The following is a 9,874-nucleotide window of genomic DNA, read 5'->3' on the forward strand; positions in this document are numbered from 1 at the left end:
CTTAACGGCCCTTTTTCATAAATACTAACTATATGAAAAAACTCAGCAAAGAAGACATATACCAACGCCTTAGTAACACCGAAGATGCCCGTGCCTGCAAAGCAATTGATGAGGCGGCTTGTAAAGTCGTACCCGGCAATTTTATTACCTTATTAGTGAGCCAACTATTTAGTAAGTTTGCCGATGCCTTGTTAAACCCAAAGGTAACCCTGCCTTGGCTGTTACAAAGCATTAATGTGCCAAGCAGTTTTATTGCTTGGCTTGTGCCTATTCGTGAATCAGGTTCTATGTTGCCACAGCTGGCGATAGCAAGTGCCATTCGTAAGCTGCCCGTCAGAAAGTGGGTGTGGGTAATTGGCGCGATTGTGCAGGCTTTGTGTATTGTGGGCATGTTGGTTTGTGCTTTAACGCTGCAAGGTACAAACGCTGGGTTTGCTATTATTGCTCTTTTGATTGTTTTTAGCCTTGCTCGCGGCTTTAACTCTATTGCTGCAAAAGATGTATTAGGTAAAGTTATTCCTAAACAACAGCGCGGAGGTATAAGTGGTCTTGCTGCCAGCTTTGCCGGATTTGCAACACTCACCTTCGGTCTTGGTTTGTGGTATCTACAAAGTCTTGGTTATGAGAATGGAGTGTATATTGCACTGATGCTAGCTGTGCTTATGTGGGTTTTCGCAGCGCTTAGTTACAGTCGTATTAAAGAATACAAAGGCGCAACAGAAGGCGCTGAAAACGGTTTGCTACATGCTCTTAAAAAACTAAAACTGCTTTACCAAGACAAGCAATTTGCACATTTTATAATTACTCGTGCATTGTTATTGTGCTCGGCCTTGAGCGCCCCTTTTTATATCGTACTTGCCAGTGAACAAGCTTTCGACTTTTCATTGCTTGCTACGTTTATGGCGCTATCAGGACTAGCAAACTTAGTATCCGCTCCTATTTGGGGTAGGCTCAGTGATTTATCTAGTCGGCGCGTTTTAGTGCTTGCTGCGATACTCGTTACTTTTAATGGCTTTGCTGTTTATTTGGTTGCTTACTTAAGCCCATCCACTCTCAATGAGTTTTGGTTATTACCACTGTGTTATTTTTTACTCACTGTAGCTCATCAAGGAGTACGCCTTGGCCGTAAAACCTACCTTGTTGATATGGCAGAAGGTAACAAGCGTACAGACTATGTCTCTGTTAGTAATACAGTGATCGGGGTTATCTTACTGTTACTTGGCAGCGTTGGCTTACTAAATGCGTACTTAAGCACCGCCGAGCTTATATTATTTTATAGCCTTTTAGGCTTGGTAGGTGCTATTAGTGCTTGGTTTTTACCAGAAACTTAATTCAAAAAGGCGACCGAAGTCGCCTTTTCTCTTTAGTTTTTCAAATTCTTATCGAAGAACTCTAAAAACGCTTGCAATGTTTTAATTCGATACGGCTGATGCGACAAGTAGTGGTCACCATCTTCAAGCTCAATATAGGTAACGTCTTTGCCTTCGTCTTTAAGCTCATCTTCCATTTCTCGGCTATGATAAACAGGTACCACGTTATCATCAGAACCATGAACGAGTAACACTGGGCGATTAATTTGTTTTGCAAAATTAACTGGCGAGACCTTTTCTAATTTATCGCCATCAGTACCAAATTGCTTACGCACTATTTCTTTATTTGTGAAATATCGTGCCTTACTAACAATACGCTCAAGATCGGTGACACCAGCAAAGCTGGCTGCACATTTGAATGTTTCAGGGTGCTTAACCACCGCCATTAGTGCGGCATAACCACCATAACTTGCTCCACCAATACAGATTTTATCTTTATTAGCGATACCTTCACCAACAAGCCAATTCGCGGCATCTTGCAAGTCATCTTGCATTTCTTTACCAAAACCTTGTACAGCAGCCATTTCAAATTCATGACCATAACCACTTGAACCACGAAAGTTTGGTTGTAGCACTGCATAACCATTATAGGCAAGCAACGCAGTCCAGTAGTCAAAGCCTGCGTAATCACGAGCCATTGGTCCGCCATGTGGGAACACAATGGTAGGCAATTTATCACCTTTTTTATAACCCACAGGTAAGGTTAAATACCCTTCAATAGTTAAACCATCACGGGCTTTATAACTGATTTTCTTTTTACCGCTGTAAACTGTGTCATCAATATCCGGAAATGCCGATGAAAATACTGTTAACTCGTTCGTATCACGGTTCCCTAGCATATAAGTTCCAGCGCTATCATCACTAGTTAAATAAAGCACGTATTGGCGCTGATCTTTACTAGTATCGATAATATCAATATCAAATTTATCTTTAGGTAATACAGCACGCAAACTAGTATAAAGCTTATTTAAATCTTCATCCCAGTAATGGATCCCCTCATCAAGCTGTGAGTGAGTAAACCCTGCCACTTCACCAGTTAAAGGTGAATAGAATATATGACCGTCGAAATCATAGTTATCATCGCTAAACACTAACTCTTTTTTCATGGTTGTTAGGTTCATTTTATAAAGAGCATCGTAGCCACCTTTGAGTGCTTTGTAATAAATAATATTAGGGTCTTTATCAAAGCCCAAAACACTTACTACATCAGGGCTAAATGCTTTATATTTGAATAATGTTTTACGATTGTCTCTATCTTCGTCATATAGAATATATTCAAATTCGTCTTCATCCATTTTAAGGGCAATACGTACTTTGCCTTGACGGTCTGCTGTCCAGTCAATAACTTTACTGCTTGAACGCTGCACTTTCTTTTTACGAAGTGTATATAAGTCAAGTTCATACACACCTGGCGCATTGGCAACATCAAAGTCACCTTGCACTAAGATTTTATCTTTTTTACTCGGTAAAAAACTGATGACCTGATCGCCAAATTGCGGTTGCCGCTCGTCACGATGAAAGTTTGGCTCTATCGCTAATTTTGCCTTGTCTTTATCATTAATATTGTAAGCATACATTCGCGTTGATGAATATTTAGGACCACCAAACTGACGTTGAATATAGCGCGCACCTAAAAGCAGTACATCATCATTTGCCCATTCATACCAATCGAAGAAAATAGTGTGGTTATCTGAGCGAATGATAGACTCAGCTTTTTTCGTTTTACGGTTATAAACCGTTAACACCAGCTCTCCATTAACATTTCGAATAAACGATAGGTGAGTTCCATTTGGTGAGAATTTTACTTGACTAAAAGCCCGTAAAGAGGCGAATGACTCTACAGGGAGTTGCGTGTTTTCAGCAGCACGGGGCATTAAGCTTAGTACCGCAAATAGTGAAAGCAGTAAGTACTTCATCATAAAGTCCATTTCATTTTTTTCTGTTCCTAAAGAATAACATTAAAAGAAAATAAAAGACTATGTAAGAAATTTCACCTCTGACAATCATTCGTTTAAAACGAACAAAGTACTCGATTAAAAGCATTATTAATTTATTTTTTGCTAATTATAATGACTGCACAAATTCAGTTTTCTTAGGTGACATGATGAAAAAAGTACTTGTGTTAAATTCATCTTTAAATGGTGAACAAGGTAATTCAACCAAGCTTAGCCAACAATTTGTTGAGCAGCTTGCTAACAACCAACAAATTTCAGTAACAACTCGCGATTTAAGCGACAATGCCATTGCTCACTTAACGCAGACAGAAATGGCTGCCTGGATGACTGATGCAAACGAACGCAGTGATGAACAAAAAGCACTTGCTGCAATATCTGACGATTTAATCGCTGAACTTAACGACAACGAGTTAATCGTTATTGGTATGCCAATGTATAACTTTGGTATTCCTTCGACATTTAAAGCTTGGATTGATCGTATTGCCCGTGCAGGTATTACCTTTAAGTACACTGAGCAAGGCCCTGTAGGTTTAGTTGAAGGCAAAAAAGTAGTGGTACTTGCAGCGCGTGGTGGTATCTATCAAGGCACCGACATGGATACACAAACTAAATACTTAAAAGATGTACTTGGTTTTGTAGGTATGACTGACGTTCACTTTATTTATGCTGAGGGCCTAGCGATGCCAGACGCAGAGCAAAGTCTAGAAGCAGCGAAAAACGAAATCAACACATTTGCTGCAGCACTATAATCAGCAAAGTATAAAAAAGCGGTCATCATGACCGCTTTGTGATTTACGCAGTGACCGATAACAGCGAATCACCTTCAGATAAAGCAAACTTTTTTGCACAGTGGCAAAAGCCGCTTCTTTACCTGCTCTCCTTATTGCTCAGAATATTGCGCTAACAGCGAAGTTACTAAAACATAAAGAGCAAATAAACGCTTCATAGCGACCCTCTTAAGTTATTTATGACTATAAACATAATCTGATTGCCATCAAAAAGTGTATGAGCAATACGCTAAAAATTTGGAAAGTGTGTGGATCGTGTAACTCATTAATCGAAGATAGGGATTGCTTCGTATATAAGAAGCATTTATTTCTCTAACTTCAACATTATGGCAAGCTCAAATAAGCAAAAAGTGAATCTTGTTTGGTTCAAACGTGACCTAAGACTTTCTGATCATCAACCACTTGCCAATGCGATTGCATCAGACCTGCCTTGCTTACTTATTTATAGTTTTGAGCCCCTATTACTCGAAGACCCCCATTACAGCTTAAGGCACTGGCGTTTTGTTGCTCAGTCACTTAAAGACATCAACCAACAGCTCGAAAAATACAACGCTGAAATCGCCATTTATAATCAACAGATGATTACATTGCTAGAAACACTCAATGACGAGTTTGAAATTGCTGGAGTTTATAGTCATGAAGAAATTGGGCTTTACAACACTTTCGAGCGAGATAAACAAGTAAAACTCTGGCTAAATAATAAAGCTATTCCATGGCATGAAACGCCATTAGGAGGAGTAAAACGAGCACGACCAAAACAGTTTGATTGGCAAACTCATTGGCACGAGGTGATGAACCAACCTCTCGTAAAACCAAATTGGCAAGCTTTTAAAGCTGTACTACCTAATAATTATCAAGCAGCAGAGTGTTTTGACGATTTTCTAAACCACGATCCTCAGTTTCAATATGGCGGCCCTCATGCAGCAAGAGCCTGTCTTAAAAGCTTTATAGAACAGCGAGCTAAAGGCTACCAAAGCGGTATTTCAAGCCCATCAAAAAGTAGAGATTCATGCTCAAGACTCTCTCCATACTTAGCATGGGGGAATTTAAGCCTAAGACAGGTTTATCAAACATTGAGATACTACCTACCAAAACAACCTAAAAGTTGGCGACGTTCATTGCATGCCTTTGAGTCTCGATTACATTGGCATTGCCATTTTATGCAAAAGTTTGAAACTCAATGCAGCATGGAGTTTGCTCCGCAAAACACAGGCTACCAGCACTACCCTTATCGCGATGATGATCACCTTGATGAGCACCTAAATCGCTTTGAGCAAGGCCAAACAGGCATTCCTATTATTGATGCCTGTATGCGCTGCCTCAAAGCAACTGGTTACATTAATTTTAGAATGCGCGCTATGTTAGTCAGCTTTATGACCCACCATATGAACATTCACTGGCATCCTGTTAGTTTAATTTTATCGCGTTATTTTTTAGATTTTGAACCGGGAATTCATTACCCACAAATCCAAATGCAAGCATCGGTCACAGGAACCAACATCATTCGTTTATATAACCCAATAAAGCAATCTGAAGATAAAGATCCAGATGGCATATTTATTAAAACATGGTGTCCTGAGCTTAAAGAGCTGCCTGTAGAAGATATCCACCAGCCATGGCAACTGCCGCCAATGGAAGCTTTGTTTAATAACTTTAAACTAGGCGAAGACTACCCCGAGCCCATGGTCGATATAGAAAAGGCTGCCAAGCAAGCACGTGAGCGATTATGGTCATTCCGAGAACGTGATGATGTAAAACGCGGCACAAAAGCCGTACTGCGTAAGCATGTGATTAGCCTAAAAAGGCAACGTCATGGCACATAAAAAACTTAATTTACCCAGCAAAACCTGTCCCGTATGTGACAGGCCATTTGTGTGGCGTAAGAAGTGGCAACGAGACTGGCAGCATGTTAAATATTGCTCTGAGCGTTGCAAGCGCGAAGCGAAAAGAAATATTGGCGTTTAAGTTGCAACTATATCGTTAACTCACACTTTTCGGCACGAAACCCTGAAAGCTTTTCACGGTCGCCGAAAAATTTACAAAGGAGATGACGATGACGATTAAAAAATCTGCACATACAAGTTGGTCTGGTGATATTAAATCTGGCAAAGGCTACATTTCTAGTGAAAGCGGTGCACTTGATAAACAGCCATTTGGCTTTAACACCCGCTTTGAAGGCAAACCGGGCACTAACCCCGAAGAACTTATTGCTGCTGCTCATAGTAGTTGTTTTAGTATGGCACTGTCGCTGGCACTAGCCGAAGCAGACTTTGTGGCTGACGACATAACCACCAAAGCAACCGTTAGCCTAGATGAGGTTGACGATGGCTTCGAAGTAAGCCATATCGCACTAGATGTAAGTGCGAAGATAAGTGATATTTCGATTGAAAAATTTGAGCAACTTTGTGAGCAAACCAAGCAAGGCTGCCCTATTTCAAAACTCATGAATGCTGAGATATCACTCACCACAAAGCTTAATTAATCCCGTTCGGCCAAGCACTGCTTGGCCTTTTCATATTCTAACAGGCCCACAACACTTTATTACAATGTAAATTCCTGCTTGTTGTATTATCTTTATGGAACAAAAACCAAATACAACAAGGATATGTATGTTTAAACAACTAGCCCCTATTGCACTTGCAACGCTCGCTTATTCAAGCTATTCAACAGCCGCAACAGAGCAACAGGTGAGTAAACAGTGGTTCAATAGTATCAATTACACTCACGTAGAACATGACAGATATAGCTTTAATGGCTACCAATTAGCAAGCCATTATTACTTTGAAGAGCAGCAGAGCTCGGGTGTGCTCGATGATTATGGTTACCTAGATACAGATTCAAACATCCTAGTCAATTACTCAGGAGGAGATTACTACAATGACATTGGTATATTTGGCGAGTATTTTTTAAATAACTGGTTTGCTGTAGCCGATATAAGGGATGTGAGGGATTTAGACAATTACACTCTAGGTATAGGCTACTTATTTGCCGATGCCTTAAAAGTTTCTGTAAATAGGGATGTGCGTGAATATGGTGATGATTATTTCCGCTTAAAAGCGCAGTATAACCTCCAAATCAACGATAAGGATTACCTTGGTTTTAGCGCAGAAACAGATGATGAACTCGACGTTTGGAATCTCTCGGCCAGATACTTTAATCACTTAAGCGGCAGCCATTACATTACCGTTGATGTTGGCCATCAAGACAGCGTTAATGATTCAGCAAGTAATGCCATGATCAGCTATTACTTTGGCGAACACTATGCCATAGGTGCAGGTTTGGATGATTCTGAACTCGTTTTACAAGGTAAGTACTTTATTAATGATAAATATTATTTAACCGCTAATTACACTGAAAGCGGCTCAGCTGAACTCTACAACCTCAAGTTTGTTGCCCAATTCTAAACAGAAATGAGTCAACAGTTTTAAACAAAAACGCCGCTATAAAGCGGCGTTTTCAGTTTATAGAATTACATATTACCTAGCTTCATCATCATTGCAGTATACATTTTTAAGTTCAGCGCTAACTGCTCTTCGGTAATAAACTCATGTTCTGAGTGACCTGTGTACTTTTTACCTGGCATTGATGGACCAAATGAAACAGCATTATCAAATAGCTTCGCATTGGTGCCACCACCGATTGACACAAAGCCCGCGTCTTTATCGCCCGTAAAATGCTTAAAGATATCAAGTAAAGCTTGGGCGTGAGGTGCACCATCTAACAGCATTGGCGTACCAATTACCACTTTTGTGTCTTTTAACGTGACATTGTTAGAGGTTTGCCAAGCGCTAAGTGCTTCATTAATTTGCTGTTTGAGCACAGCTTTTTGTTTACCAACAGGACGGCGCATATTAACCGACAATTTAATATCGTTACCATCGCGGCTTAATAACGTTGGCGAAACAGTCATCGGCCCCATAAAATCATGCTTGTAAGCAATTTCACCGAATTGCGCGCCATATAAATCAAGGCCAATTAGCTGATTAATAAACTCAATTGCTTGACCATCGCTATTGTTCTCAAGGTCGATGCCTTTGAAGATTTCTGCAAGGTACGCAATGGCATTTTCACCCGCTTCTGGCTCAGATGAATGCGCTGAAATCCCCTTCACTTGCACTAACAAGCCATTATCTTGCTCTGTCATCGCCACTTTTACGTTTTTAAGCTTAGCGACATTGTCGTGTAATTTAGCTACTGTCGCAGCATCGGCGTTATGCACAAGCACACTGGCATCTTCAGGGATTTGGCTAACAAAGGCGCCGCCTTTTAAGTTACTTACATATAAGCCTGTTTTTGCAGAGGTCGCTGAGAAAGTCGGCGCAATTAAGCTCCAGCCTTTTTCTGCAACAACCACAGGGTATGAAGCATCAATAGTGACAGCATATTTTGGTTGCTGATAGGTTTTCATAAACTCTTCGAGTGGTGCCCAGTCAGACTCTTCTGCAAGGTAAACCATTAATTCAATACGGTTATTTAAAGTAATGCCGTTATCTTTAATCGCCTTCATTGCATGCAATGCTGTGGCAATAGCACCTTTATCGTCTTCTGTACCACGGGCAATTAGCTTTCCAGGTTCAGAGGTTTTATCCATTTTAAATGGGCTTTGCTGCCATTTACTGGCATCGGCTGGTTGCACATCACCATGGGTTACTATGGTTACTTTATCAGCTTGGTTACCCATGCCAATTAATACTGTGTAACCTAAATCTTGATAATCAAAACCAAACTGCGCCGCTTTCATTTTTAAGAACGACTTAAAGCCAATGAAATCTGGGTTATCAGGAGTCGCTAAACCTTCTTTATTCACCGTTGGATACGAAACTAAATTCTCTAAGGTATGAATTTGCGCTTGTTGATATTGCTCTACCGCGTAGTTAGCCAGCTTTTCACTTTGCTCAGACACATCAGCCTGACTAGAGAAGGCAGTTAATAAGAATGCAGCAAGTAATGAATGTTTCAAGGTAAGCTCCAGAGTTTAAAAAGATTTTTAAAGGTACTCGTTAATTGTAACGATTCTGACCAGGACATGATATCTCTAATTTAAGTAAAATGTATCGCTTAAAAATAACAACAAGGTACAATAGCCATTCACCCTATTAATTCGTTTGTTAGACTCATGAACCGCAGAAAAAAGATCTTCACTAAACTTAAGCAAAAAGATAAGCGTGCCAATGCAAAATTGCATAAAAGCAATAAACCGGCATACATCTCAAAGGCAGAACGCGAAAAATTAGCACAGCAAGAAGCTGAGCAGGAAAGTTAAAATACCTAGCGGTAAGATTGTAGGCGCGATTTTATATCGCGCAACACTTCTATGATTCACAAAGAGGATAAGAGGCGCTGCGCTTTAGAGAAAACATTTTGAAAAAGACAATTTGAACCACAGAGTACACCGAGGCGCTTCGCGCTACACAGAGAAAACAATATTTACAAAGAGATAATGGTTTCTCCTTCTCTTTCTCTGTGTTCTCTGTGACCTCCGTGGTTAGAAAAAATCTTTAACGCACAAAGAGGATAAGAGGCGCTGCGCTTTAGAGAATACAACAAGTAATCTATTGTTTTCCCTCATTGTCTTCTCATTCTGTTCTCTTTGTTCAATTTGTTTTAACGCGTAATAAATTTCACGCCGTCATCAAAGTGTTGTGCTTCAATGAAACCGGACACTAATTTAGGTGGTATTATTACCACTCAAACAGAGGTGTTCTATGACAAAACAACGTCGCTCTTTTTCTCAAGAGTTTAAACTTAGTTCAGCAAAATT

Annotated in this window: 9 protein-coding genes; 7 read left to right on the top strand and 2 right to left on the bottom strand. The window is 40.1% G+C overall.

Annotated elements, in window-relative coordinates; translation table 11 throughout:
* The first annotated feature begins 32 nt into the window (after positions 1-32).
* Entirely contained in the window at positions 33-1,331 is a 1,299-nt protein-coding gene (locus AAEU31_RS08865; protein ID WP_235382314.1) for an MFS transporter, read from the top strand.
* 32 nt (positions 1,332-1,363) lie between these two features.
* Here AAEU31_RS08865 and AAEU31_RS08870 read toward each other — a convergent pair whose 3' ends face one another.
* Positions 1,364-3,286, bottom strand: coding sequence for a S9 family peptidase (locus AAEU31_RS08870; protein ID WP_421967020.1), 1,923 nt, complete (start codon positions 3,284-3,286; stop codon positions 1,364-1,366).
* A gap of 188 nt (positions 3,287-3,474) precedes the next feature.
* Between AAEU31_RS08870 and AAEU31_RS08875 the strand changes: the two genes are divergently transcribed.
* The 5 genes from AAEU31_RS08875 (at position 3,475) to AAEU31_RS08895 (ending at position 7,517) form a co-directional block, all read left to right on the top strand.
* Positions 3,475-4,074 carry an FMN-dependent NADH-azoreductase gene (locus tag AAEU31_RS08875; protein WP_295510491.1) on the top strand — a complete coding sequence of 200 codons (600 nt, stop codon included), beginning with the start codon at positions 3,475-3,477 and terminating at the stop codon, positions 4,072-4,074.
* Between the two features lie 365 nt (positions 4,075-4,439).
* Entirely contained in the window at positions 4,440-5,936 is a 1,497-nt protein-coding gene (locus AAEU31_RS08880) for a cryptochrome/deoxyribodipyrimidine photo-lyase family protein (protein WP_421967021.1), read from the top strand.
* The gene (locus AAEU31_RS08885) at positions 5,926-6,078 is read left to right on the top strand and encodes a DUF2256 domain-containing protein (RefSeq protein WP_135925712.1); all 153 of its coding nucleotides are present in this window, start codon (positions 5,926-5,928) and stop codon (positions 6,076-6,078) included. Before AAEU31_RS08880 ends, AAEU31_RS08885 begins: the two co-directional genes overlap by 11 nt.
* 88 nt (positions 6,079-6,166) lie before the next feature.
* Entirely contained in the window at positions 6,167-6,595 is a 429-nt protein-coding gene (locus tag AAEU31_RS08890; RefSeq protein ID WP_421967022.1) for an OsmC family protein, read from the top strand.
* Between the two features lie 127 nt (positions 6,596-6,722).
* The gene (locus AAEU31_RS08895) at positions 6,723-7,517 is read left to right on the top strand and encodes a putative porin (RefSeq protein ID WP_135925714.1); all 795 of its coding nucleotides are present in this window, start codon (positions 6,723-6,725) and stop codon (positions 7,515-7,517) included.
* 65 nt (positions 7,518-7,582) lie between these two features.
* On the opposite strand, the gene AAEU31_RS08900 is transcribed toward AAEU31_RS08895, so the two are convergent.
* On the bottom strand, positions 7,583-9,073 hold the full coding sequence (locus AAEU31_RS08900) for a dipeptidase (protein ID WP_421967023.1): 1,491 nt from the start codon (positions 9,071-9,073) through the stop codon (positions 7,583-7,585).
* 156 nt (positions 9,074-9,229) lie between these two features.
* Here AAEU31_RS08900 and AAEU31_RS08905 point away from each other — a divergent pair, with 156 nt between their 5' ends.
* Positions 9,230-9,376, top strand: a complete 147-nt coding sequence (locus AAEU31_RS08905) for a DUF2986 domain-containing protein (RefSeq protein WP_064971746.1) — start codon at positions 9,230-9,232, stop codon at positions 9,374-9,376.
* Positions 9,377-9,874 lie beyond the last annotated feature (498 nt).

It is taken from the genome of Pseudoalteromonas thalassia (assembly GCF_049257215.1).
In the GTDB taxonomy this organism is placed as follows: domain Bacteria; phylum Pseudomonadota; class Gammaproteobacteria; order Enterobacterales; family Alteromonadaceae; genus Pseudoalteromonas; species Pseudoalteromonas lipolytica_C.